Source organism: Chryseobacterium sp. C39-AII1, assembly GCF_039672645.1.
GTDB lineage: Bacteria > Bacteroidota > Bacteroidia > Flavobacteriales > Weeksellaceae > Chryseobacterium.
In genome coordinates this window covers 116,982-139,311 of sequence record NZ_JBDFPQ010000011.1, presented here as the reverse complement: position 1 = coordinate 139,311, position 22,330 = coordinate 116,982, and the positions used below count along the sequence as shown (strand labels likewise).

The window sequence follows — 22,330 nt, the reverse complement described above, 5'->3', positions numbered from 1 at the left end:
CATTTGTGTAATGCAAAAATAATCGCGAAAAATGAGATTCTGTTAAAAAAGCAATAGATTTATTATATTAAAAAACGTATTCGATTATTGATTTTTATCAAATTTTAAATAATTATGAATTAATTTTCGTTATTGTCTTCTTCTGTTGGAAAATCATCTACGATTCCGGTGTCGAAACTTAAATTATCATAAGCTAATAATTCTTCTTCACGTTGAAGAATTTCTTTTGTTGTAAATAACCTGATTTCGTCTTCGTCATGTTTCGCTTTTGCCAATCTTCGGATAGATGCTTTATCAATCGTCATAAATCTTTGTCCTAAACGTCTGGCTGCATATTTTCGCATTCCGGTTTCATGAAGAACGTCAACCGCCATGTCTACGGCAGTTCCCAGAGTTTCACGATAAATATTGTTGATTCCATTATTGAGGTAATCATACGCATCAATTCTGTTTTTAGCTCTTACAAAAATTTTCACTTTTGGATAATGCTCACGAACTAAATCTGCAATAAATTTGTTATCAGCAGGATCATCCAGGCAAAGAACTAATATTTCGGCATCTTCAATTCCAGCGGCGCGCAGAATAGGAATTCTGGTAGCATCGCCATAATAGACTTTAAAACCATAACTTCTTAACAGTTTTACACGGTCAGAATCTCTATCCAGAACGGTGGCCGAGATTTTATTTGCCTTGAGCAAACGTCCGACCGTACTTCCAAAATGCCCGAACCCCACAATAATAATTTTCTTTTGCGAAACATCATTATCTAAAATATTGAAATCATTATCCTTTTCAGGAACTTCTTTAATGAATTTTGGAGTAATCAGTTTGTCATTAATAATTAATAAAAATGGGGTAATGCACATGGTAATCGCGGTAACGGCCATCATTTGAGCATTTAATTCTGAACTTAAAAGATATAGGCTGGAAGCATAATTTATCAATACAAAAGCAAATTCTCCCACCTGAGAAAGCGCAAATGCATAAAATAAACTTTGAGGGGTATCTATCCTGAAAAATTTTCCGATCGCAAATAGAACAATAAATTTGATTGTCAATACCGCGAATACCGTACTGAAAATAAATAAAGGATCTTTCGCAATGACATTAAAATTCATCGTTGAGCCTACGCTTACGAAGAATACGGCTAATAATAATCCTTTAAACGGATCAATCTGTGCTTCCAGTTCATGCCGAAATTCGCTATTCGCCAGCATTACACCTGCAAGGAAAGCGCCTAATGCAGGAGAAAGCCCGATGGAAACCATTAATTCTGAAACACCAATCACCAGAAATAGAGAAGATGCGGTTAAAAGTTCTGTCATTCCTGATTTTGATACATATCGTAAAAAAGGAACAAAAACATATCTTCCCAATAATATTAAAATCACAACTCCGAAAATTACGGTGGTTGCCTGTAACCATTCGGGAAGGGTTTGTATTAAAACCTGAATATTATTATCGTTGTGTCTCGCTTTATAATTCGCAATAATCGGAAGAATAGCAAGGATAGGAATCACTGCAATATCCTGAAATAAAAGTGTTGAAAAAGAGGCTTCGCCGGCAAGTGTCTTTAAATTATTTTTCTCTTGTAGAGTCTGCAAAACAATGGCGGTGGAAGATAGGGCAAAGCACATGGCAACGGCAACCGCTTTGTCGATTCGCCAACCCGCCCACATAAAAACGGCAAAAAGTAATGAAATGGTTAATAACATCTGCGTTAACCCCAGCCCGATTATTTTCTTCCGCATTTCCCAGAATTTACGGGGCTCCAGCTCTAATCCGACTAAGAATAAAAGCATGATGACTCCAAATTCGCTGGCGTGCATAATATCGTTCACGTCTTTTCCCGTTAATCGCAGAACGTAAGGCCCAATGATAATTCCTCCGGCAATATATCCGATTACGGAACTTAGCCCGAATTTCCTAGCCAGCGGAACCATAATAATGGCTACGCCCAGAAAAATCAGAGTGTTCATTGCTAAAGTAGATTCCATAATTTTTTATTGATTGAGAAGTTCTGCAAATTCTTTTTTATGAAGAATAATATCTTTTTTTGATAATTTATTGGCCTCGTAAACGATCTTTATGGTTTTAATATTGGCTTTAAAAACATTGAGCGAAACGATTAATCCACTAATGAGCTCTTCCACGGTGTATTTATAAGTTCCGTCTTTGGTAAAGGATCTTTCTCTGCCGCCGGTCGTGATCAAAATATGAATTTCTTTGCCTTCCAAAGGGTTGTATTGCCCTTCTTTGAGCCAGTCTCTGTCAAAAACTTCGTCTATCCAAAGTCGTAAAAGGGGAGGCATTCCAAACCAGATCAGCGGAAATTGAAAAATGAAACGCTCATATTCAACGATTCTTTTTCGCTCCCGAAAGGCGGCAATATGAAAGTCAGGATATTCTTCATAAAGATCCCGAAGGGTAAAATGCTGATGACGGACGTAGAAATTAATGAGCTCAACATTGGAATTGGAGTGCTCTAAATAAGGGTGTGCAAAAACTACCAACGTCTTCTTCATAAACCTGTTTTCAGTAAATATAATGAAAAATTTTTGAATTAAAGTTGGTTTTTATGTGGTATTATTAATTTTTTAATATTAAAAGAGAAGATTTATGTTAAAATAAATTAAAGAATAGAATTTTATATTTTCTTTTCTTTAATATTTGGTAATGCAAGTTTTTAACGCAAAGCCCGAAAAGATTTTTTTAATTAATTGAGAATACTTTGTGTTCGAAAAGGTGATTCACTCAGTAAAGTGATTACATTGTTTTCATTTCGACCTACATTGAAATCTCTTAAATAATCTTAACTCCTTAATTCTAACCTTAATTGTTCAAATTTTTAAAGAAATTTTTTGATGACTTATAAAAAAGTATATTGGTTTTAGAAAAATATCTACCAACCTCCAGAAGCACCGCCACCACCGAAACTTCCGCCACCGCCGAAGCCTCCAAATCCTCCGCCGCCTGAGCTGCCACCACCAAAACCACCGCCTCCGAAGCTGCCTGGAAAAGGAAAAAATCCTCCGGGATAATTTCTGCGACCTCGTCTACTGATGATAACATCATCGTCGTCATTACCACCGCCATTTCCGCCGCCTCTGTTTCTAAAAATAATAATGATGATGATAAAAATAATGAATGCTATAAGAATTGTTTTTAAAATATTTCCGTTGCCACCGGAATCAGGGTTTTCGATAGGTTTGAATTTCCCCTGAACGGCTTCCATCATTGTTGAAGTTCCGCGATTGATTCCTTCGTACCATCTGCCCTGTTTAAAGTGTGGAGTAACGATGTAATCTAAAATCTGTCCGGCAACCGAAGCGGTTAAATATGGCTCAACGGCTCTTCCTGGCTGAATAGACATGGTGTAATCCTGTGTCGCGATCAGAAAAACAATTCCGTTGTCGACTCCTTTTTTTCCGATGCCCCATTTTTCACCAAACATGGTGGCTAAAAAATTAACATCTTCTCCTTTGGTTGAAGGAATAATAATTACCTCAATTTCCGTTGAGGTAGAATCTGCAAATTTGATCAGTTTATTGTTTAAAGCATCCGTTTCCTGTTTTGAAAGAATTCCGGCTTCATCATAAACTGGATAAAGAATTTTCGGTTTGTCTGGAATCTTGTATTGTGCTGATACAAAATTGTAAAAGCATACGAGTAAAAATGAAAATACTATTTTAAGAGAACGTAATTTCATTAGATAATTGATTGGGATTTTCTCCGTTTACAGGAAAATGTTTTTTCAGTTCCAGACCAGTTTCCAGAATTCCGCTTTTTAAAGCCTCGTAGTAATTTCCTTTGGCAAATTCAGCCGTAATATAGTCGTGCAGGTGATCCCAATACGATTGGTTTACTTTTTCATGAATTCCCACATCACCAATAATGGTAAGGTATTTTTGATCAAAATTAACATGAAAAAGAACGGCATTTCTTTCAGCTGTTTTATTCATGCAGAGCTCTTTGAAAACTTCAAACGCCGTTTTAGCATTGTCATTTTCCGTATTAGAATCAATATGCACTCTTATTTCGCCTGAAGAATGTTCCTCTGCGGATTGAATAGCTTCCACAAGGGAAGCTATCTGCTGATTTGTCAAAAATCTGTTGTTCATTATTCTGAGAATACTTCAGGGGCTTTATTGGCTCCTGCTTCGGCTTTGAATAAAGGTTTTTCTTTAAAGTTGGTAAAATTCGCCAAAATATTATTTGGGAAAGTTTTGATCGAAGTATTATAATCCTGAACAGCTCCGTTATAATATACCGTTTCTGTTCTGATGCTATTTTCAATCGCAATATATTCTCTTTGGAAATTGATATACTGTTGATCTGCTTTTAGATCAGGATATTTTTCAACAACCACCATCAATCTGTTTAAAGCTCCGGATAATTCTCCTTGCGCTGCTTGGAATCTTGCAATATCCTGCTCCGTCATATTGGTAGGGTCTACATTTACAGAACTTGCTTTAGAACGCGCTTCGACAACTTTCGTTAAAGTTTCCTGTTCAAATTTTGAATAGGCTTTTACTGTTCTTTCCAGATTCGGAATAAGGTTGGCTCTTTTTTGATATACGGTTTCTACGTTAGACCATTTTGTATTGACATTCTGTTCTTTGGTGACAAAATTGTTATAGCCACTTTTTCCCCAGAAGAATAGTAAGGCAACAATAATAAGAAGAGCAATGCCGATGGTTCCGGCGCTCAAACAGCCCTTGTTTTTCATAGTTTAAATTTTTAATTTCTTGTGCTAATCAAATATACAAATTATGTGCTAATTTTGCAGAAAATTATTTGAATGACAACAATAGTGGTGGCAATGGGAGAGAAAAATGAAATTGGTTTTAATAATCAGTTGCTTTGGCATCTTCCGAAAGATTTAAAACATTTTAAAGACCTTACTTCGGGACATCCGATTATTATGGGTAGAAAAACGTATGAAAGCATCGGAAAACCACTTCCTAACAGAACCAATATTGTTGTTTCCAGAAAAAAAGACTGGTTTGAAGAAGGAATTCTTATCGTTGGGAGTTTAAAAGAAGCTCTAAAATTTGCTAAAAAGATTGATGAAGAAGTTTTCGTAATTGGTGGAGGAAATATTTATCAACAAACGATGGAGATTGTGGATAAATTAGAAGTCACTTTAGTAAAAGCGGATTTGGAAGCAGATACTTATTTTCCGAAAATCGACGCGAAAATCTGGAAGAAAACGAATGAAGTTTTCCACGAAAAAGATGAAAAAAACCAATATGATTTTTATTTTCAAACCTATGAAAAAATTTAATGTTTAAAGTTTTTAGTTCAAAGTTGAAGAACATTAAACTTTAGACCTTGAACCATAAACTAAGAATCTTAAATTTCTTATCTTTGCACTTCTAAAATTTAATAATGAATAAATACATAAAAATTGTAATTGCAGCGGTTCTTATACTTTTAGGACTTTATATGATGATCTTTACAAGGAGCTTAGGATGGGGAATTGTTATTTTCCTTTTAGCATCATCGCCAATTTTACTTTTCTTTAAAAATGAATATATTCTTTTGGCTTTCTGGCAGTTGAGAAAACAAAATATGGAAAAAGCAGCGGAATGGTTAACAAAAATTACCAATTACCAAGCTCAGCTTCATAAATCTCAATATGGATATTTTCATTATTTGTTGGGGTTAACTCAGGCACAGGATCATCCTACAAAAGTGGAGCCATTAATGAAAAAAGCATTGGAATATGGCCTGAACATGAAGCATGACAGAGCGATGGCAACATTAAACCTTGCAGCGGCAGCGATTTCAAAAGGAAGAAAGCAGGAAGGCCAAAAATTGTTGGAAGAAGCGAAAAGATTGGACAGCGCGGGAATGATGACAGATCAAATCAAAATGATGAAAGATCAGTTGAAAATGCCAACGATGCAGAAACATATGCACAATCCGAATATGAGAAACAGAGGGAAATTCTTTTAATTGAGAGTTTTGAACTAAAAATATAAATGCACTTGAAAAATCAGGTGCATTTTTTATTTTTGAAACATTAAGATTTATTTAAGGAGCTAAGTTTAATTTGTAAAGCAACTTAAATATTGTTAATTTCTTAAGTAAATCTTAATGGTTAAGTTTAAAATTACATTTCAGAATTATTATGTTCGTAACCATAGAATTTGGGGATTTGCCAATGGTATTTCACAGCGAATGTCCGGATTGCAACGATTAGTAAAATGGTGAAAATCTGTATTACTGTGTAGGAAAGATGTGTGAATTTTGTTAATAATAAAAAGGAAGATCCGCCCACAATACAAGCTGTTGCGTAAATTTCTTTTCTGAAGATCAACGGAATTCTATTCAACAAAATATCCCGAATAATACCTCCGAAACACCCTGTTATAGTTCCCAAACCAATACATATTAAAGGATGGATATCGGCATTCAATCCTTTTTGAATTCCGATAATGGTAAATAATCCCAGCCCGAAACTATCAAAAATAAATAAAGTCACCTGAAAATTTTTCTCAAAAGATTTAAAAATCATGGTGAAGATACTGGTGAGAATAATAACCGCACAGGTTAGCAGATCATGCATCCAGAAAACCGGAATATCCAATAAAAGATCTCTTACCGTTCCGCCGCCCACAGAAGTTACAAAGGCAATAATAAGCACCCCAAACGGATCAAGACGTTTTTGCATCGCTGCAAAACTTCCCGACATCGAAAAGGAAATGGTTCCGAGAACTTCTATGGCAAAATTGAACTGTTCGTGCATAATGATAAATAATAAGTAATTGGCAATGAGTAATGAAAATTATGACGTTGAATTTTGAGATAACTTAAATTTATATTTTGTCATTACTTTTACTAATTCTTCACATTCCAGTTTTAAATGTAGAATTTTTTCTTTATTTAGATATTCTAATTCTTCAATTATTTCAAGCCAAAGTTGGGTTTCATCAATTTCCTCAACCACAATACAAAGTTTTGCAAATCTTTCTTTTTCAGATCTTACTCTTGAAACAGCTCGGTAATTGGCAGCAACTGAAGTTGCAGACCTTATAATTTGTTTTCTAATGATTGAAAGATCATCAGAATAGGGTAATGGTGACAAAGATTTTATAATAGAGACTGAAAATTTTTTAGTTCTATCTCTAAATATTTGATTAAAATCCATCGCTGTAAAAATTACTCATTACCCATTACTTATTGCTAATTATTAGACTCTTACCGAATCCGGAACCAATAATTCATATTCACCTCCGTGGTTTAAGATTTCTCTCACAATGCTACTGCTGATGAAAGATTTTCCGGATGAGGTTAATAAAAATACCGTTTCCAGTTTTTTATGAGCTAACGTTCTGTTGGTGTGAGCGATGGCTTTTTCAAATTCAAAATCAGCCGGATTTCTAAGACCTCGGATGATGTACTGTGCATTTTTTTCAAAACAGTAATCTACCGTTAAGCCTTCAAAATAATCAACTTCCACATTGGGAAATTCAGCAACAGAATTTTGAATAAACTCCATTCTTTTTTCCAAAGGGAACATATATTTTTTTTGAGAATTTTGTCCGATGGCGATAATTAGTTTATCAAAAAGAGGTGCCGCTCTTTCGATAATATCATAATGACCTAAAGTAATGGGATCGAATGAACCCGGGAAAACAGCAATTTTCATATCTTATAAAGTTATAAATTAAGAGTTTTTGAGTTATGAATTTTGTGTAAAATCTAACTTCTAATCTCTAACTTTTAAAAATTATTTTTTGTTTAACGCTTTTTCAACCTCGTTTCCACAAAGGTCGGTGATGGAGATTCCGTAAATTTTTGCTTGTTGCGGAAGAATACTTGCCGGAGAGAAACCAGGGTTGGTATTCATTTCCAACATATAAGGAATTCCATTCATTAAGATAAATTCACTTCTTGAAAATCCGCTCATTCCAAGAGAATTATAGGCTCTTTTGGAGATCTCTTCTACGCGAATTCTTGTTTCATCATCAATTCTTGCAGGGGTAATTTCTTCGGAAGCTCCTTCGTATTTTGCTTCATAATCGAAAAATTCATTTTGAGGAACAATCTCTGTGATTCCCAAGACAATAGTTTCTCCTTTATAATCGATTACTCCAACCGAAACTTCCATTCCGTCTAAAAAGCTTTCAATTAAAATTTCATCATCTTCTTTGAAGGCAACTTCAGTCGCAGCCAGTAATTCAGATTTTTCTTTTACTTTTGAAATTCCCAGAGATGAACCCGATTGATTTGGTTTTACAAAAACCGGCAAGCCAAGATTTTCGATAATTTCATCTGTATTTATCTCTTCACCTTTTCTCAAATACACGCTTTTCGCAGAAGGAATTCCATACTTTGACAATACCGCTAATGTATCTTTTTTATTGAAGGTTAAAGCACTTTGGTAGAAATCGCATCCTGTATATTTTTGTCCGATGGCATCCCAATAGGCTTGAAGAATTCCGTTTTCTCCTGGAGTTCCGTGGATAATATTAAAGCAAACATCGAATTTTAACGTTTCACCATTATCTAATGTTACCGAAAAATCTCCTTTATTAATGGCATATTTCTGGTCGTTTTCATCTAAAAAATACCACTCGTCTTTCAGGATGACCACTTTATATACATTATACAGATCTCTGTCTAAAGAATCATAGATTAATTGACCGCTTTTCAGGGACACCACATATTCGTCTGAATAGCCTCCCATTACTACGGCAACACTTTTTTTGCTCATAACCATATAGTATCAATTAAGGCAAATTTAATCATTTTATATAATGCAATACTGGAAATTCCGAAATTTTAAAATAGGAAATGAAATGTGTTAAATAAAAAGCACATTCTAAAATTATTAGCTATATTTGCCGTTATAATTAAAGTATTTTTAAGTATGCTTAAATCACTTTTCAATTGGAAAGTTTTACTGAACTTAGTTGTAGCCATCGGGGTTTTCGTGGGGTTGGTTTGGCTTACATTTCGTTGGTTGGAGTATCATACGAAACATGGTCAGGAAACACCTGTTCCTAATGTTATCAATAAATCTGTACATGAAGCGATCAAAATATTAGACGATTCTGGCTTGGAATATGAAGTTGATAGTTTTAAATATGATCCTAAATACAGACCATTTCAGGTTCTTCAAGTATATCCTTCACCGGGTTCAAGGGTGAAAGATGGAAGAACGATTGTATTAAAAGTAAATCCGAGAACTTGGGCGAAAGTTGCTGTTCCGGATGTTATTAATAAATATTCAGGATTGGCATTCCAACGATTGGATCAGGTTGGTCTGAAAGTGGGTGACACTATTTTTGAACCAAGTATTCAGAAAGATGCGATCATCAGAATGTTATTCAAAGGAAATGCTGTGAAACCGGGAACTTTGATTCCTAGATTCTCAACCATTGATGTTGTGGTAGGTTCTGGACCTATGAGAAATATTTCTATTCCTAATGTTGTGGGGCTTACAGTAAAAGAAGCGAGAACGGTAATTGCAAGAAGCTTATTTGAAGTAGGATTGGTAGATCATGAAGATGGCGGAAAAGATGAATCTGATATTATTTATTATCAGGATCCTGCGTCGGGAGATGTGAGAGATCAGGGAATGCAGATGGATCTTTGGGCGAGTAAGAAAACTCCTGCGGAATTACAGGCTAAAATTAATCAGCTTAATTCTATGTATCGTATGAAAGTAGATACAGCATTACCTCCGGTGCAATATGAAGAAATTCCTATGCATTCTGAGCCTGTTTACGAAGCTCCGCCTGCACCAAAGAGAGAAGTGCCTAAGCCGGAACCCGTAAAAACTGAAACAACTCCAAAACCTGTAAGTTCGGCTTCCAAGCCAGCAACTTCTTCTTCGGAGAATAAACCTAAGCCAGCTACATCAAATTCAGGAAGTAATAGCAAACCTGCAACGACTCAACCTGCAGAAAAGCCAAAAGCTAAGAAAGTAGTTGTAGAATAATACACACTTATTATAAAGAATATGGGCTTCAACTTTAATTATGTTGAAGCCTTTTGTATAAAAGAATAATATAATGTCAGAAGATAACGAAGATTTTTTAGATGAAGAATTATTAGAATCCAACAATATCGATAATCTTGATATTGATGAGGAAAATAAGGGATTGTATGAGCATCTTAATATCACGGTTGATAAAAGTCAGGAACCTTTAAGAATTGATAAATTTTTATTGATTTTCAGACAAAATTCTTCACGAAATAAAATTTCACAAACCTGCAGAGCCGGAAATGTTGTTGTAAACGGAATTCCGGTAAAACAGAATTACCGCGTAAAGCCGGGAGATCAGATTTCGGTATTATTGGCGCATCCTCCGAGAGAAAATGTTATCATTCCTCAGAATATTCCTATTAATATAGTATACGAAGATGATGATTTAATCGTTGTAGATAAAGAACCGGGAATGGTAGTTCATCCTGGATTTGGAAATTGGGATGGGACTTTGGTGAATGCACTGGCTTATCATTTCGAACAAAACGGTGCAAAATCTGATTTAGACAGAGTAGGATTGGTTCACAGAATTGATAAAGATACTTCCGGATTATTGGTGATTGCCAAGAATGAATATGCACTAAGCTTTTTAGCTAAACAATTTTTCGACAGAAAAACCAGAAGATTATATTGGGCCTTTGTTTGGGGAAATGTGCAGGATGAGGAAGGTACCATTAGAGGGCATATCGGGCGCCATCCGAAAAATAGAATGCAGATGCATACCTATGAAGACGGAAGCCAGGGAAAACATGCTGTAACGCATTACAAAGTTTTAGAAAGATTTAAATACATGACTTGGGTGGAGTGTAAATTGGAAACAGGAAGAACACATCAAATTCGAGCTCACTTTAAACACATCGGTCATACGCTATTTAATGATGAAAGATATGAAGGCCATACACCTCTCCGTGGAGTGAATCTTCCTAAGTATAAGCAGTTTATAAAAAATGTATTCGAAATTCTGCCGCGACATGCCTTGCATGCACATACTTTAGGATTTATTCATCCAACGACCAAAAAGGAATTGTATTTTGAGAGCCCAATGCCGAAAGATATGGCGGATGCTGTAAAAAAATGGAGAAATTATTTAGAAAACTAAAAATATATTGAGAATTTTTTTATATTTGTTGAATTGAAATCAAGATTTGTTATGAGAAAACTATATGCTATAGTGTGTTTGGCTCTTTTGTCAAATGCATACAAAGCACAAGAAACATTACCATATTATCAGCAATATCTTCTGGATGGTGAGTTCCTGTTCAACCCTGCACAATACGGTAAAACAGATAATGTTCAGCTCAACCTCAATTATCAAAAACAATTTATAGAATTTAGTGAGTCTCCAAACGTACAATCTATCGGGCTAAATGCCAATATTTTCGATAGAGTAGGTGCTGGTATTTCGATATTCAGAGATGCGGGAGGGCCTATTTCTGCTGGTGGTATTACAGCTGGTGCTTCATATTTTATTCCTCTTAGTAGTGAAGGAGACAGAAAAGATCAGTTCTCTTTCGGTACAAGTGTGAGTCTTTATAACATGAATATTGATTATACAAAACTTAATACAAATGATGCTTACGATCCTTTGTTGCAAGGTAATGAGCAGAATATATTTATGGCCTATGCCAACTTCGGTTTAGCAGCAACTTACCATAATATCTTTGCAAACGTTTCGGTTAACGATATCGCTTTAACAAATGACGAATCTATCGTAAACGGTCGTGAGCCTTCTCCAATTAAGTTTTTCTTAAACTTAGGATATGATTGGCATGTAGGAGATAATATGTATTTCACCCCATCTGCATTAATCAACTTGAATACGAACTCTACAAGAACAATGGATTTAAACCTAATGGCAACGTTCTTTAATGATATCAACTCTTTCTCAGCAGGATTTAGCTACAGATCTGTTCAGAACAGATTTGATAGCCAGCAGTTACAGATTGCTCCGGTTGTGAAAGTAAGATTCAACAAATTTATGGTTGGAGCTACTTATAACATCGGAATGTCTGATATTCAGGAATATGGAGGTAACTCTTTCATGATTGGTCTTGGATATAACTTCGATAACTTCATTAATCGTAGAGGATATAGATATTAATCAATTTAATTTAAATAAATTTGAGCTCTGATTTTTTCAGGGCTTTTTTTATGATTTATATTCACATTCCGTTCTGTAAACAAAAGTGCAGCTATTGTAATTTTCACTTTTCAACATCTTTAAATTTTAAAGATGAAATGTTGGCTGCCATGAAGAAGGAAATTTTTCTTCGAAAAGATGAATTACAGAACATAAATTTACAGTCGCTTTACTTTGGTGGCGGAACTCCTTCCATACTTTCTTCGGATGAAATCAATTCTTTGGTTGATGAAGTGTTGAAATATTTCAGTTTTAATAATGATATTGAAATTACGCTCGAAGCCAATCCGGATGATTTGGATAAAAATTTTTTAAAAGGATTATCAAATTCACCAATAAATCGACTTTCTATCGGAACTCAAAGTTTTTTTGAAGAAGATTTAAAGTTGATGAATCGCGCGCACACTGCTTCAGAAGCAGAAGGTTCCATCAAAAGAGCGCAGGACTTTGGTTTTGAAAACTTGAGTATTGATCTTATTTACGGTTCGCCAACTTCCAATCTGGAAATCTGGAAAGAAAACTTAAATAAAACAATTGAGCTCGAAGTTCCACATATTTCTTCGTATGCCTTAACGGTTGAGCCCAAAACGGCATTAGAAAATTGGATCTCCAAAGGAAAAATTATCAGTCCGAAAGAAGAAGAGCAGAATAAAGAATTCTATTATTTGTCAGATTTTCTGAAAGATAACGGCTTTCAACATTACGAAGTTTCCAATTTTGCTAAACCCGATTTTTATTCGAGACACAATTCTGCTTATTGGAAATACAATGAATATTTAGGAATTGGCCCTTCTGCACATTCTTACAATGGTTTTGATGTAAGAAGCTGGAATGTAGCCAATAATCAGCAATATATTAAAAAATTAAACTCAAATCTCTTAGCCAAAGAAGAAGAACTGCTTTCTCAGGAAGATCAGTTTAATGAGATGATTATGATTGGTTTAAGAACAATTTGGGGTGTTGATTTACAAAATTTAAATAATAAATTTTCTGAAAAAATTCTGGATCATTTTAGACGTGAAATTAAAGCTAAATTTGAAGAAGGAATTTTAATCATTGAAAAAGATCATCTCAAGATTCCTGAAAAACATTGGTTTATGGCAGACGGAATTGCTTCGGATTTGTTTATGGTTTAGGTTGGAAGTCTGAAACCTAAAGATTGAAGAGCAGTTTGTGAAAAACTTCCAGCATCCAGCATCCAGCATCCAACAATTTCACTATTTTTGTGTAAAATTTCAACATCATTTTGAAAACTAAAAAGAAAGACTATTCGCATCTGTCGGCCAATCAACCTATCGGTATTTTTGATAGTGGGGTAGGAGGTTTAACGGTGGCTAAAGAAATAAAAAGGCTTCTTCCGAATGAAGATTTAATTTATTTTGGAGATACAAAACACCTTCCTTACGGTGAAAAATCTAAAGAAGCGATCATAGAATACTCTACAAAGATTACAAATTTTTTGTTGGAACAAAACTGTAAAGCCATTGTGATTGCGTGTAATACGGCTACGGCAAACGCTTTGAACGAAGTGATGCAATCTGTTGGCGGTAAAGTTCCTGTCATCGATGTAATTAATCCTGTTGCTGAAAAAGTTTCTTATGAAATTCATAATAATGTTGGAGTTATCGCGACGAAAGCCACGGTAAATTCGGGTTTATATAAGAAAAGTATCCGCAAGCATAATAAGTGGATTAAAGTGGATGAACTAGCGACTCCTCTTTTGGTTCCGGCGATTGAAGAAGGATTTAAAAATCATCCGATTACGCATGCAATTATCTATAATTATTTGAGTAATAGTAAATTGAAGAATATTGAGACCTTGATTTTAGGTTGCACTCATTATCCTTTATTGATTGATGAAATCAAACAATATTACGGAAATCGTGTTCGCGTCATAGACTCTCCGAATATTGTAGCGAATCATTTGAAGATTATTCTGGATAAATATTGTTTGCTGAACGAAGCTAATCATAAACCGAATTATCATTTTTATCTCTCAGATTTAACCAAAAACTTTGAAAAGATATCTAAAAAATTCTTTGGCAAGACTATAGATTTAGAATTAAAAGTTTTATAAATAAAAGCTGTTTCATCACGAAACAGCTTTTTCTTTGTATTATACTTCCAGAATTACAGTTTCACTTTTCAATCGTGATTTTGGAGTAATTTTAGGTTGATTACTATCTTGTTCAGATCTTTCGCCGATGCTTACTGCAAATAATGTTTCGTAATTTTTATTATTGAGAATAAGGTCATATTGAGCATTTTCAATACCTTCCATTGGGGTAGAATCGATTCCCATTTCTGCACAAGCAGACAGGAAAACGCCTAACAATAGATAAACCTGATGTTTCAACCATGATTTAACGGCATCATTTCCTTTTGATTTTACAAAATTTTTATAATAATTAATAGAACCTTCCGGCAAATTTCCTTCGATCTGTTTTTCAAAATCTTCAGGATTTTTTAATACTCGAAATACTACCAAATGGCTGCTGTCTAATACTTTTTCTTTATTCCAGTAAGACGCTTCTGCTAATTGTTCCCTGAGTTCAGAATGGCTGTTTTACAAAAACAAAGTTCCAAGGCTGGCTGTTGATAGAAGATGGACTTAATTGCAAAATTTCTTTCAACTGCTGAATTTTTTCTTCACTGATGATTCCCTGTGGATTATACTTTTTAACGGTATATCGCGATTTCATTTTTTCTAAAAAGCTCATAATTTTAAACTATATTTTTTATAGTTGCAAAACTAATTTAAGTTTAATACATTTGCAATAACGGTAAAAAATGATAGTATAAAAATGTATACGATAGACAATAAATCTTACCCATGCTGCACAAGTGTGACCATGAAATTTATAGGTGGAAAATGGAAAGCGGTAATTTTAGTTCACTTGATGGATGGCGCTAAAAGATACAATGAGCTGAGAAAACTGATTCCTACGATTACAGAACGAACGTTAAGTCTTCAATTAAAACAATTGGAAGAGGATAATGTAATCAATAGAAAAGTATATATGGAAAAGCCACCTTTGATGGTGGAATATACGTTAACAGAGTTTGGAAACACCTTAATTCCTGTATTAGAACTGATTACCGAATGGGGAAGAGGAGCTGATAAAATATCAAAAAAAATAATCAAGGATGTCCCTTGATTATTCTGTTATTTCTGGAGTTTCTTCTTTGTTTGGCTCAAAAAAACTGAAACTCACATTTCCGTATTTTCTGGTATCTGTTAGATTCGGATGATCAAATTTCATTCTGCTTTGGTGTTCCACCACAAGAATTCCGTTTTCTTTCAGGTATTTGTTGTTCAAAACCAAAGAGATCAGTTCGTGGTATTTTTTCTCTTCCATTTCGAAAGGAGCATCAGAAAATACGATCTCAAAAGACTTTTTATTTCTGAATTTCTTTAACCAATCAAATACATCACCACGCTGCACATTTACTTGTAAATTAAATCCTAATTCAGAAGCGGTGGTGTTTAAAAATGCCGTATGTTTCGGATTCATTTCCACAGAAGTTACATCCTGACAGCCTCTTGAAGCAAATTCAAACGAAATAGAGCCAATTCCTGCAAAAAGATCCAGCACAGAAATCGACTGCATATCGTAAGTGTTTTCTAAAATACTGAACAGCGCTTCTTTCGCAAAATCGGTTGTTGGCCTTACATCAAAATTTTTCGGAGCGGCTATTTTCTTGGCTTTCCATTTGCCTGAGATTATTCTGTACATGTTTTTAGTTGTTAGATTGTAGGTCATAGGTTGCAGGCTAGGAACTAAGACCTATCATCTGTTACCTGCGACCTAGTTTAATATAAAATTTTTATTAGGAAGATTATCAAATACAATTTTCAGATTCTTTACAAATTTTTGTAATTCTGAAATAAAGGTTTCATTTTCAGTGGTTTCTCCGTAAGCGAAAAAGTTGGTTTCATTAATTCCGAAACCTATTTTACTTAAAGTAAACATCACAAAATAAAGAAAATCCACCTCGGAGTTGATGTCCAGATTGTTATATAAGATAATTTTTTGATTGTCGATGGCGAAAAACTCACATTGATTATGATAAAGATTAATGTGAATTTCCTTATTATTCTTATTATTGATAGAATTTAAAAACTTTTCACCTGAGAAATTAAAATGAACCGGAATCGCCAATTCTTTTATTTTCTTGTAAAAATCTTTTGGAAAAGTGTAATAAAACTGAATTTTAAACTTCTTATTTACCGAAAGCATTAATTCTTCATTCTCTTTATCCACAGGTGCATTAAAAGAGATTAAATCAAAACCAGCTTCATGCTCCGAAAAACCTTCAGGCATTAGTGTAAAATGATTTAAAGCAGAAATCACAGAAATTTCATCGAATCTCTGTTTAATTAAAACTTCTTCTAATTGATTAGAAATAAAATTTTCCGGCGTTTCTTCGTCTACAAAGTAAGATTTTTCCTCCAAAACGTTTTTGTTCTTTACGATTTGGTAGATTAATCCGTCTTTGGTAAAAAGTAAATTAAGTACGTTCATATTTCAATTCCTGCAAATTTAGTGAAATTCTACCATTACCGCACCCGATTGATGGTGAAGTATTTCCTTATTATAAAAATCGAGATTAGTCTGGCTTTCCAAAACATCCAAAACCATTCTTTGTAGCGTTCCATCGCCAATTCCGTGAACGATTTCCAATCTTTTCAAATTATTTTTTCTACAAAAAGCCATCACTTCCAGTAATTTTTCTTTCTGAATGAATAATCTTTCAAAACTATCATAGTCACTCGGATTTTTAACTAAATTATGAAAATGAAGATCTAAAACCAAATGATTTTTATGATGTTTTTTAGAAATTAGTTTTTTAGGTTCTGCTTTTTTGACGACTTTAATATTTTCGTAAAAATCAACGTTTTTAGGAACAAGTTTCTCTTTGGGATATTGATGGGTGAAGCCATATTCATCTTTAAAAACCACAATATTTCCCTTCGTGGAAGTTACAATGCCTTCCAGATCTTCATCAACTACAGAAACTTTATCGCCAATCTTCATTATTAATTCTTTGGTCCCAATTCAATTATTTCCAAATCTTTTATCTCGGTGTCGTCTACCACAAATCTCATCATCGTCCTCACTTTATGCCATCCCTGTTTTCCGCATGCACCGGGATTTAAATGCAGTAAATTATTTTTTTTATCAAACATGGCTTTCAAAATGTGAGAATGTCCTGAAATAAAAAGCTTCGGAGCTTTTGCTGCAATTTCATCTTTAGCCAGCGGAGTATATTTTCCGGGATAACCTCCGATATGAATCATCAAGACTTCAAGATTTTCGCAGAAAAAACGATTCACTTCCGGAAATTCCGAACGTATTTTCGGGCTGTCGATATTTCCGTAAACACCTTTTAATGGTTTAATTTTTTCAAGCTGTTCAATCACGTCCATATTTCCAAAATCTCCGGAATGCCAAACTTCATCGGCTTGCATGGCATAGTCTAAAATTCTGTCGTCAATATAAGAATGAGAGTCGGAGAGAAGAAGGATGTTTGTCATTATTGCAAAATTCTCTGCAAATTTATGAAACTAATTAGTTTTTATAAAATTTCAACTACAAAGTAATTTGATAAATCCTCGATTCTTCTTCCCAAGGATGATAGCCCTGCCCAATATATTGGTAACCATATTTTTCATACAAACCAATATGATCGGTACATAGATTCAGATATTTAAATCCTGCATTTTTTGTATCTTCTTCTGCTTTCTTTAAAAGCAATGAGCTGTAATTATTTCCGCGATGTTTTTCATCAATAAATAAAGCACAAATCCAAGGATAAAGGTCTATTCTGCTGATAAAATCATTGGTAATTAATCCGGCACAGCCAATAATTTCACTGTCTTTTTCCAAGAGATACCACTGGGGTAAAGATTGTTCGGCTCCTATCGCATGAGTAATCGAATCTTCGTACATTTTCGGATATACTTCCGACCAGCTTTCCTGAAAGTATTGTATCGCTTTATCTTTATATTCGGGGTTGTGTCTTATCGAAATAATTTTCATTTGAATGTTTATTTTTCGGGTTAAAATTCAAATTTAATTAATAAATGCGGAATTGATTAACTTTGAGAAAATTTAAAAAATATGAAGAAGAAACTTTCTTTTTTCCTTTTTCTTTTAACGGTGAGTGTTGCCAACGCGCAGGTTGAAGAGAAAAAATTGGACGAGCTGGTTCAAAATACCTTAAAAACTTTTGACGTTCCGGGAATGTCTGTCGGAATTATCAAAGACGGAAAAGTTATTTATTCTAAAGGATTTGGTGTTCGTTCGTTAACTACAAAACAGCCAATGGATGATAATACTTTGGTTGGGATTGCTTCCAATTCTAAAGGTTTTACGTGTACGGCTTTGGCGATTTTGGCAGATGAAGGAAAACTGGATTGGGATGATAAAGTTTCAAAATATATTCCTGAATTTCAAATGTATGATCCGTATGTTTCCCAAAATGTGACGATCAAAGATTTGGTGACGCACAGAGCAGGTTTAGGTTTGGGACAGGGCGATTTAATGTTTTTTCCTGAAGGTGGAAATCTGACGGTGAATGATATTGTACATAACGTAAGATATCTGAAGCCTGAAAATCCTTTCAGAACGACTTTAGACTATAATAATATCATGTTTATTGTTGCCGGAGAAGTGATTCACAGAGTTTCTGGATTAAGCTGGGCTGAATTTATTGAACAGAGAATTATGAAACCTGTTGGCATGACTTCAAGTTTTGGAAGTTACAACAGAGCAAAAGCAATTACCAATAAAATTGATGCGCACGCACCGGTAGACGGAAAAGCAATCGCCGTTCCTCACGATTGGAATGAAACGGGAAATGCAGCCGGAGGAATTATGAGTAACATCAAAGACATGACGACGTGGGCAGAATGTCTGATGAATAATTTCACAACCAAAGACGGTAAAAAACTGGTTTCGGATAAAAATGTTCAGCAGCTTTGGAGTTTGCAGATTCCGGATAAAGTGGCGGCTAAAAATCCTTATGACACGAATTTTTATGGTTATGGAATGGGTTGGTTTTTAAGTGATGTTAAAGGCCACAAGCAGATTCAGCATACAGGCGGATTGATCGGTACGGTGACTCAGTTTACCTTGATTCCTGATCTTAAATTAGGTATTGTGGTACTGACTAATCAACAATCGGGTGCAGCTTTCAACACTATTACAAATACTGTGAAAGATTCTTATCTTGGAGTGGCAGACAGAAACTGGTTGAAAACTTACGGCGAGAGAATGAAAAAAGTGGATGAACTTTATGATAAACAGAAAAAAGAAGCTTTTGCTAAATCTGAAGCCTTTAAAAAAGAGAAAAATCTTCATCCAAAATCTGAACAGTTTGTAGGAACTTACAATGACGTTTGGTTTGGAGATGTAGATATTGCTCAACAAGGAAATATATACAGGCTTTCATGCAAAAATTCTCCAAGGTTAAAAGGTGAATTATTGCCTTTCTCCAATAATTCTTTCATCATCAAATGGGACGACAGAAGCTATGATGCCGATTCTTATATCATTTTCAGTTACGATGAAAACGGAAAAGCACAATCTGCGAAATTAAAAGCAATTTCTGATGTTACCGATTTCAGTTTTGATTTTGATGATTTAGATTTAAAAAGAAAATAAAAATTTAAAGCTTCAACTTTTGTTGGAGCTTTTTTTATTTAAATCTGTCAAAGAGATAATCTAGATCTTTCCGGGATCATAAAAGAACAGGAGTTTCTTTTTAGCACCATCAAACTCCGACCAGGAATTGCAGTCGATCTCAAAACCGGCAACACCGCAAGTCGGGAAGTGAAAAATATCTTCCGAAATAGAATTGGCGAAATTGGAAATTCCGTTATTGTGTGAGAAAAATGCAACCGATTCGTGGCTGTCGTCTAAATCATAAATTACCGATTCAAAATTGCTTTCCGAGGGATTGTAAAGTTTCTCATCCGTAATAATATTGATATGATAGGTCTGATTAAAAATTCTGCACGTATTCAGCGCTCGAACCGCCGGGCTCGATACAAAAGAATCTATGGAAACATTGTTTGTTTTCATAAATCGGGACATATGCATGGCTTCTTCTAATCCCTTGTCTGCCAATGGTCTGTCGAAGTCCTCCGTTTCTTCCGGCCAGTCGCTTTTTGCATGTCTTACGAGGATGAGTTTCTTCATATTTTCGTTTTTGGAAAATTAAAATTATAAAAAAAATAACGGAATAAAACATGATTTATAAAAAAAACTGTGTTTGGAATAAAATCATTAAAATTTACTAAATTTGCAAACTTATGGGACAGATCCTTGCAATAGACTATGGAAAGGCTCGTTGTGGCATTGCTGCGACGGATGATATGCAGATTATAGCTAGCGGTCTGGATACGGTACAAACTCCTTTATTAGTTGATTTTTTGAAAAAATATTTCGGCGAAAATAAGGTAGATGAAGTCGTAATCGGGCTTCCTGTAGATTTGAAAGGAAATATTTCAGAAGTAGAAACAGACATTTTAAAGTTTATAGAAATTTTTCAAAAAGAATTTCCGATTGTAAAAGTGAATCGTCTGGATGAAAGATTTACCTCGAAAATGGCTTCGTTTTTTATTTCCCAAAGTGGAAAAAGTAAAAAACAGAGACAGGAAAAGGGATTAATAGATAAAGTAAGTGCAACCATCATATTGCAGAATTTTTTAGAACAAAGAACAAGATGATTTTACCGATAAGAGCCTTTGGGGATTCAGTTTTAAGAAAAGTAGGGAAGGATATTGATAAAGATTATCCGGCGCTACAAGAGTTGATAGACAATATGTTTGAAACGATGTACAGTGCAAACGGTATAGGGCTGGCTGCACCGCAAATCGGGTTAGACATTCGTTTATTCGTGATAGACGTTACTCCTTTAGCAGACGATGAGGATTATGAAGATATTAAGGATGAATTGGCTGCATTTAAAAAAGTTTTCATCAATGCGCAGATTTTAGAAGAATCTGGCGAAGAATGGAAGTTTAATGAAGGTTGTCTTTCTATTCCGGATGTAAGAGAAGATGTGAAAAGAAAGGAAACAATCGTGATCGAATATTATGACGAAAATTTTGTAAAACATACAGAAACTTTTTCCGATATTAGAGCCCGCGTAATTCAGCATGAATATGATCATATTGAAGGGATTTTATTTACCGACCATCTAAGTGCTTTAAAGAAGAAATTGGTGAAAGGTAAATTATCAAAAATCACTCAGGGAGACGTAAGCATCAATTACAAAATGAGATTTCCAAAATAGTTTTGAATAATTAAAAAAGAAAAATAAAAGCGCAAAAAGTTTCAGACTGAGCGAGTCGAAGTACTGAAAGCCGATTGCAGAATTTACAAAAAATAAAATTATGCTGTTAGAAAAAATAATTTCAATTTCTGGAAAACCAGGACTTTTCAAATTAGTTTCTCAATTAAGAAACGGATTTATTATTGAAGATGTTACTACAAAGAAAAAAGTAAGCATTGGAAACTCTAGCCAAGTAAGTTTGCTAGATAATATCGCGATGTTTACATTCGATAAAGAAGTTCCTTTGTTCGAAGTTTTTGAAAATATTGCTAAGAACAACGATTACAAAGAAGCTATTGCTCACAAATCTAGTGATGCTGAATTGAAAGAATTCATGTTAGCTTCTCTTCCAAATTATGATACAGAAAGAGTTTACGCTTCTGATATCAAAAAATTGGCTCAGTGGTACAATATTCTTCACAAAGCGGGATACATCACTCCTGAAAGCTTCGTAAAAGCAGAGCCTGAAACATTAGAAGGTGCGCCAGCTGAAGAAGTAAGCTTAGAAACTGAAGCTCCTAAAAAAGTTGCTCCAAAAGCAGACAAGCCAGCAACGCCGAAAGTAAAAGCGACTTCAGCTCCGAAATCAGCTCCAAAAACGACTCAGTCTAAAAAAGGATAATTCTTTTTTGAACTAAAAATATCAACCTCGTCAGAAATGATGAGGTTTTTTGTTTTCAGACTTAAACCGACATAGGAAAATGGAGCGTTAAGAAAATTAGAATTTAGTCGGTTAAGAAATTCCCACGGTTTGAGCGCGAGACAATTTTTTTACGAAGGACTTATGCTTAATTCGCGTGAGTTTTGGGGATTTTAGGTTTGAATTTTAATTTTTAGCGGAA

29 protein-coding genes are annotated in these 22,330 nt (G+C 34.5%); 12 read left to right on the top strand and 17 right to left on the bottom strand.

The annotated features are described in order from the left end of the window. Nucleotides 1–119: 119 nt before the first annotated feature. The 5 genes from ABEG63_RS16245 to ABEG63_RS16225 form a co-directional block, all read right to left on the bottom strand. The gene (locus tag ABEG63_RS16245) at nt 120–1,997 is read right to left on the bottom strand and encodes a monovalent cation:proton antiporter-2 (CPA2) family protein (protein ID WP_346586241.1); all 1,878 of its coding nucleotides are present in this window, start codon (nt 1,995–1,997) and stop codon (nt 120–122) included. A 6-nt stretch (nt 1,998–2,003) separates the two neighbouring features. Then, entirely contained in the window at nt 2,004–2,525 is a 522-nt protein-coding gene (locus tag ABEG63_RS16240) for an NAD(P)H-dependent oxidoreductase (RefSeq protein ID WP_267404315.1), read from the bottom strand. A gap of 377 nt (nt 2,526–2,902) precedes the next feature. Continuing rightward, complete coding sequence (locus ABEG63_RS16235; RefSeq protein ID WP_346586239.1) at nt 2,903–3,709, bottom strand: TPM domain-containing protein; 807 nt, start codon at nt 3,707–3,709, stop codon at nt 2,903–2,905. Then, complete coding sequence (locus ABEG63_RS16230) at nt 3,690–4,121, bottom strand: TPM domain-containing protein (RefSeq protein ID WP_346586237.1); 432 nt, start codon at nt 4,119–4,121, stop codon at nt 3,690–3,692. Before ABEG63_RS16230 ends, ABEG63_RS16235 begins: the two co-directional genes overlap by 20 nt. Beyond that, nucleotides 4,121–4,729: a LemA family protein gene (locus ABEG63_RS16225; protein WP_267404309.1), complete on the bottom strand. Its 609-nt coding sequence runs from the start codon at nt 4,727–4,729 to the stop codon at nt 4,121–4,123. Before ABEG63_RS16225 ends, ABEG63_RS16230 begins: the two co-directional genes overlap by 1 nt. Before the next feature lie 72 nt (nt 4,730–4,801). Here ABEG63_RS16225 and ABEG63_RS16220 point away from each other — a divergent pair, with 72 nt between their 5' ends. Beyond that, nucleotides 4,802–5,287, top strand: a complete 486-nt coding sequence (locus tag ABEG63_RS16220) for a dihydrofolate reductase (RefSeq protein WP_267404307.1) — start codon at nt 4,802–4,804, stop codon at nt 5,285–5,287. A gap of 104 nt (nt 5,288–5,391) precedes the next feature. Further along, a complete protein-coding gene (locus ABEG63_RS16215; RefSeq protein WP_267404305.1) occupies nt 5,392–5,961 on the top strand; it encodes a DUF2892 domain-containing protein in 570 nt (189 codons plus the stop codon). Between the two features lie 157 nt (nt 5,962–6,118). Here the strand turns inward: ABEG63_RS16215 and ABEG63_RS16210 are convergent, their stop codons facing one another. The 4 genes from ABEG63_RS16210 to ABEG63_RS16195 form a co-directional block, all read right to left on the bottom strand. After that, nucleotides 6,119–6,754, bottom strand: coding sequence for a trimeric intracellular cation channel family protein (locus tag ABEG63_RS16210; protein ID WP_346586235.1), 636 nt, complete (start codon nt 6,752–6,754; stop codon nt 6,119–6,121). Between the two features lie 39 nt (nt 6,755–6,793). Then, nucleotides 6,794–7,156, bottom strand: coding sequence for a four helix bundle protein (locus ABEG63_RS16205; protein WP_346586233.1), 363 nt, complete (start codon nt 7,154–7,156; stop codon nt 6,794–6,796). 42 nt (nt 7,157–7,198) lie between these two features. Then, nucleotides 7,199–7,657, bottom strand: coding sequence for a pantetheine-phosphate adenylyltransferase (gene coaD, locus ABEG63_RS16200; protein ID WP_267404299.1), 459 nt, complete (start codon nt 7,655–7,657; stop codon nt 7,199–7,201). Nucleotides 7,658–7,738: 81 nt separating this feature from the next. Continuing rightward, nucleotides 7,739–8,725 carry a D-alanine--D-alanine ligase gene (locus ABEG63_RS16195; RefSeq protein ID WP_346586231.1) on the bottom strand — a complete coding sequence of 329 codons (987 nt, stop codon included), beginning with the start codon at nt 8,723–8,725 and terminating at the stop codon, nt 7,739–7,741. Between the two features lie 156 nt (nt 8,726–8,881). Between ABEG63_RS16195 and ABEG63_RS16190 the strand changes: the two genes are divergently transcribed. The 5 genes from ABEG63_RS16190 to murI all read left to right on the top strand — a co-directional run bounded on the left by ABEG63_RS16190 (nt 8,882) and on the right by murI (nt 14,220). After that, nucleotides 8,882–9,955 (top strand): PASTA domain-containing protein, encoded by a 1,074-nt coding sequence (locus ABEG63_RS16190; RefSeq protein WP_346586229.1) that lies wholly within the window; start codon nt 8,882–8,884, stop codon nt 9,953–9,955. Nucleotides 9,956–10,028: 73 nt separating this feature from the next. Further along, nucleotides 10,029–11,102 carry an RluA family pseudouridine synthase gene (locus ABEG63_RS16185; protein WP_346586227.1) on the top strand — a complete coding sequence of 358 codons (1,074 nt, stop codon included), beginning with the start codon at nt 10,029–10,031 and terminating at the stop codon, nt 11,100–11,102. 51 nt (nt 11,103–11,153) lie between these two features. After that, nucleotides 11,154–12,104 carry a PorP/SprF family type IX secretion system membrane protein gene (locus tag ABEG63_RS16180; protein ID WP_267404291.1) on the top strand — a complete coding sequence of 317 codons (951 nt, stop codon included), beginning with the start codon at nt 11,154–11,156 and terminating at the stop codon, nt 12,102–12,104. 50 nt (nt 12,105–12,154) lie between these two features. Then, entirely contained in the window at nt 12,155–13,279 is a 1,125-nt protein-coding gene (gene hemW / locus ABEG63_RS16175; RefSeq protein WP_346586225.1) for a radical SAM family heme chaperone HemW, read from the top strand. A 110-nt stretch (nt 13,280–13,389) separates the two neighbouring features. After that, nucleotides 13,390–14,220 carry a glutamate racemase gene (gene murI, locus ABEG63_RS16170; protein ID WP_267404289.1) on the top strand — a complete coding sequence of 277 codons (831 nt, stop codon included), beginning with the start codon at nt 13,390–13,392 and terminating at the stop codon, nt 14,218–14,220. Nucleotides 14,221–14,259: 39 nt separating this feature from the next. On the opposite strand, the gene ABEG63_RS16165 is transcribed toward murI, so the two are convergent. After that, the gene (locus ABEG63_RS16165; protein WP_346586224.1) at nt 14,260–14,631 is read right to left on the bottom strand and encodes an NAD(P)H-dependent oxidoreductase; all 372 of its coding nucleotides are present in this window, start codon (nt 14,629–14,631) and stop codon (nt 14,260–14,262) included. 64 nt (nt 14,632–14,695) lie between these two features. Then, entirely contained in the window at nt 14,696–14,863 is a 168-nt protein-coding gene (locus ABEG63_RS16160) for a nitroreductase family protein (protein ID WP_346586221.1), read from the bottom strand. An 84-nt stretch (nt 14,864–14,947) separates the two neighbouring features. Here ABEG63_RS16160 and ABEG63_RS16155 point away from each other — a divergent pair, with 84 nt between their 5' ends. Next, nucleotides 14,948–15,301 (top strand): winged helix-turn-helix transcriptional regulator, encoded by a 354-nt coding sequence (locus tag ABEG63_RS16155; protein ID WP_346586219.1) that lies wholly within the window; start codon nt 14,948–14,950, stop codon nt 15,299–15,301. Here the strand turns inward: ABEG63_RS16155 and ABEG63_RS16150 are convergent, their stop codons facing one another. The 5 genes from ABEG63_RS16150 to ABEG63_RS16130 form a co-directional block, all read right to left on the bottom strand. Next, complete coding sequence (locus tag ABEG63_RS16150; protein ID WP_346586217.1) at nt 15,302–15,880, bottom strand: RsmD family RNA methyltransferase; 579 nt, start codon at nt 15,878–15,880, stop codon at nt 15,302–15,304. Between the two features lie 72 nt (nt 15,881–15,952). Continuing rightward, nucleotides 15,953–16,669, bottom strand: coding sequence for a DUF3822 family protein (locus tag ABEG63_RS16145; RefSeq protein WP_312391276.1), 717 nt, complete (start codon nt 16,667–16,669; stop codon nt 15,953–15,955). Nucleotides 16,670–16,687: 18 nt separating this feature from the next. Beyond that, nucleotides 16,688–17,182 carry a Smr/MutS family protein gene (locus ABEG63_RS16140; protein WP_346586215.1) on the bottom strand — a complete coding sequence of 165 codons (495 nt, stop codon included), beginning with the start codon at nt 17,180–17,182 and terminating at the stop codon, nt 16,688–16,690. 2 nt (nt 17,183–17,184) lie between these two features. Next, nucleotides 17,185–17,682 carry a metallophosphoesterase family protein gene (locus ABEG63_RS16135; RefSeq protein WP_346586213.1) on the bottom strand — a complete coding sequence of 166 codons (498 nt, stop codon included), beginning with the start codon at nt 17,680–17,682 and terminating at the stop codon, nt 17,185–17,187. Nucleotides 17,683–17,737: 55 nt separating this feature from the next. Next, nucleotides 17,738–18,187 (bottom strand): GNAT family N-acetyltransferase, encoded by a 450-nt coding sequence (locus ABEG63_RS16130; protein ID WP_346586211.1) that lies wholly within the window; start codon nt 18,185–18,187, stop codon nt 17,738–17,740. 81 nt (nt 18,188–18,268) lie between these two features. Between ABEG63_RS16130 and ABEG63_RS16125 the strand changes: the two genes are divergently transcribed. Beyond that, the gene (locus ABEG63_RS16125) at nt 18,269–19,813 is read left to right on the top strand and encodes a serine hydrolase (protein WP_346586209.1); all 1,545 of its coding nucleotides are present in this window, start codon (nt 18,269–18,271) and stop codon (nt 19,811–19,813) included. Nucleotides 19,814–19,873: 60 nt separating this feature from the next. Here ABEG63_RS16125 and ABEG63_RS16120 read toward each other — a convergent pair whose 3' ends face one another. Continuing rightward, nucleotides 19,874–20,350, bottom strand: coding sequence for a histidine phosphatase family protein (locus ABEG63_RS16120; protein ID WP_267404276.1), 477 nt, complete (start codon nt 20,348–20,350; stop codon nt 19,874–19,876). 113 nt (nt 20,351–20,463) lie between these two features. Here ABEG63_RS16120 and ruvX point away from each other — a divergent pair, with 113 nt between their 5' ends. The 3 genes from ruvX to ABEG63_RS16105 all read left to right on the top strand — a co-directional run bounded on the left by ruvX (nt 20,464) and on the right by ABEG63_RS16105 (nt 22,110). Next, on the top strand, nt 20,464–20,880 hold the full coding sequence (gene ruvX, locus ABEG63_RS16115) for a Holliday junction resolvase RuvX (RefSeq protein WP_346586207.1): 417 nt from the start codon (nt 20,464–20,466) through the stop codon (nt 20,878–20,880). Next, a complete protein-coding gene (gene def / locus ABEG63_RS16110) occupies nt 20,877–21,449 on the top strand; it encodes a peptide deformylase (protein ID WP_267404272.1) in 573 nt (190 codons plus the stop codon). The genes ruvX and def overlap by 4 nt, the downstream gene beginning before the upstream one ends. Nucleotides 21,450–21,549: 100 nt before the next feature. Beyond that, nucleotides 21,550–22,110 (top strand): DUF5606 domain-containing protein, encoded by a 561-nt coding sequence (locus ABEG63_RS16105; RefSeq protein ID WP_267404270.1) that lies wholly within the window; start codon nt 21,550–21,552, stop codon nt 22,108–22,110. Nucleotides 22,111–22,330 lie beyond the last annotated feature (220 nt).

Excerpts from the sequence above, each read along its gene's own strand:
- ABEG63_RS16245 (WP_346586241.1), bottom strand. The coding sequence starts at position 1,997 with ATGGAATCTACTTTAGCAATGAACACTCTGATTTTTCTGGGCGTAGCC.
- ABEG63_RS16240 (WP_267404315.1), bottom strand. The coding sequence starts at position 2,525 with ATGAAGAAGACGTTGGTAGTTTTTGCACACCCTTATTTAGAGCACTCC.
- ABEG63_RS16235 (WP_346586239.1), bottom strand. The coding sequence starts at position 3,709 with ATGAAATTACGTTCTCTTAAAATAGTATTTTCATTTTTACTCGTATGC.
- ABEG63_RS16230 (WP_346586237.1), bottom strand. The coding sequence starts at position 4,121 with ATGAACAACAGATTTTTGACAAATCAGCAGATAGCTTCCCTTGTGGAA.
- ABEG63_RS16225 (WP_267404309.1), bottom strand. The coding sequence starts at position 4,729 with ATGAAAAACAAGGGCTGTTTGAGCGCCGGAACCATCGGCATTGCTCTT.
- ABEG63_RS16220 (WP_267404307.1), top strand. The coding sequence starts at position 4,802 with ATGACAACAATAGTGGTGGCAATGGGAGAGAAAAATGAAATTGGTTTT.
- ABEG63_RS16215 (WP_267404305.1), top strand. The coding sequence starts at position 5,392 with ATGAATAAATACATAAAAATTGTAATTGCAGCGGTTCTTATACTTTTA.
- ABEG63_RS16210 (WP_346586235.1), bottom strand. The coding sequence starts at position 6,754 with ATGCACGAACAGTTCAATTTTGCCATAGAAGTTCTCGGAACCATTTCC.
- ABEG63_RS16205 (WP_346586233.1), bottom strand. The coding sequence starts at position 7,156 with ATGGATTTTAATCAAATATTTAGAGATAGAACTAAAAAATTTTCAGTC.
- coaD (WP_267404299.1), bottom strand. The coding sequence starts at position 7,657 with ATGAAAATTGCTGTTTTCCCGGGTTCATTCGATCCCATTACTTTAGGT.
- ABEG63_RS16195 (WP_346586231.1), bottom strand. The coding sequence starts at position 8,725 with ATGAGCAAAAAAAGTGTTGCCGTAGTAATGGGAGGCTATTCAGACGAA.
- ABEG63_RS16190 (WP_346586229.1), top strand. The coding sequence starts at position 8,882 with ATGCTTAAATCACTTTTCAATTGGAAAGTTTTACTGAACTTAGTTGTA.
- ABEG63_RS16185 (WP_346586227.1), top strand. The coding sequence starts at position 10,029 with ATGTCAGAAGATAACGAAGATTTTTTAGATGAAGAATTATTAGAATCC.
- ABEG63_RS16180 (WP_267404291.1), top strand. The coding sequence starts at position 11,154 with ATGAGAAAACTATATGCTATAGTGTGTTTGGCTCTTTTGTCAAATGCA.
- hemW (WP_346586225.1), top strand. The coding sequence starts at position 12,155 with ATGATTTATATTCACATTCCGTTCTGTAAACAAAAGTGCAGCTATTGT.
- ABEG63_RS16160 (WP_346586221.1), bottom strand. The coding sequence starts at position 14,863 with ATGAGCTTTTTAGAAAAAATGAAATCGCGATATACCGTTAAAAAGTAT.
- ABEG63_RS16155 (WP_346586219.1), top strand. The coding sequence starts at position 14,948 with ATGTATACGATAGACAATAAATCTTACCCATGCTGCACAAGTGTGACC.
- ABEG63_RS16150 (WP_346586217.1), bottom strand. The coding sequence starts at position 15,880 with ATGTACAGAATAATCTCAGGCAAATGGAAAGCCAAGAAAATAGCCGCT.
- ABEG63_RS16145 (WP_312391276.1), bottom strand. The coding sequence starts at position 16,669 with ATGAACGTACTTAATTTACTTTTTACCAAAGACGGATTAATCTACCAA.
- ABEG63_RS16140 (WP_346586215.1), bottom strand. The coding sequence starts at position 17,182 with ATGAAGATTGGCGATAAAGTTTCTGTAGTTGATGAAGATCTGGAAGGC.
- ABEG63_RS16135 (WP_346586213.1), bottom strand. The coding sequence starts at position 17,682 with ATGACAAACATCCTTCTTCTCTCCGACTCTCATTCTTATATTGACGAC.
- ABEG63_RS16130 (WP_346586211.1), bottom strand. The coding sequence starts at position 18,187 with ATGAAAATTATTTCGATAAGACACAACCCCGAATATAAAGATAAAGCG.
- ABEG63_RS16125 (WP_346586209.1), top strand. The coding sequence starts at position 18,269 with ATGAAGAAGAAACTTTCTTTTTTCCTTTTTCTTTTAACGGTGAGTGTT.
- ABEG63_RS16120 (WP_267404276.1), bottom strand. The coding sequence starts at position 20,350 with ATGAAGAAACTCATCCTCGTAAGACATGCAAAAAGCGACTGGCCGGAA.
- ruvX (WP_346586207.1), top strand. The coding sequence starts at position 20,464 with ATGGGACAGATCCTTGCAATAGACTATGGAAAGGCTCGTTGTGGCATT.
- def (WP_267404272.1), top strand. The coding sequence starts at position 20,877 with ATGATTTTACCGATAAGAGCCTTTGGGGATTCAGTTTTAAGAAAAGTA.
- ABEG63_RS16105 (WP_267404270.1), top strand. The coding sequence starts at position 21,550 with ATGCTGTTAGAAAAAATAATTTCAATTTCTGGAAAACCAGGACTTTTC.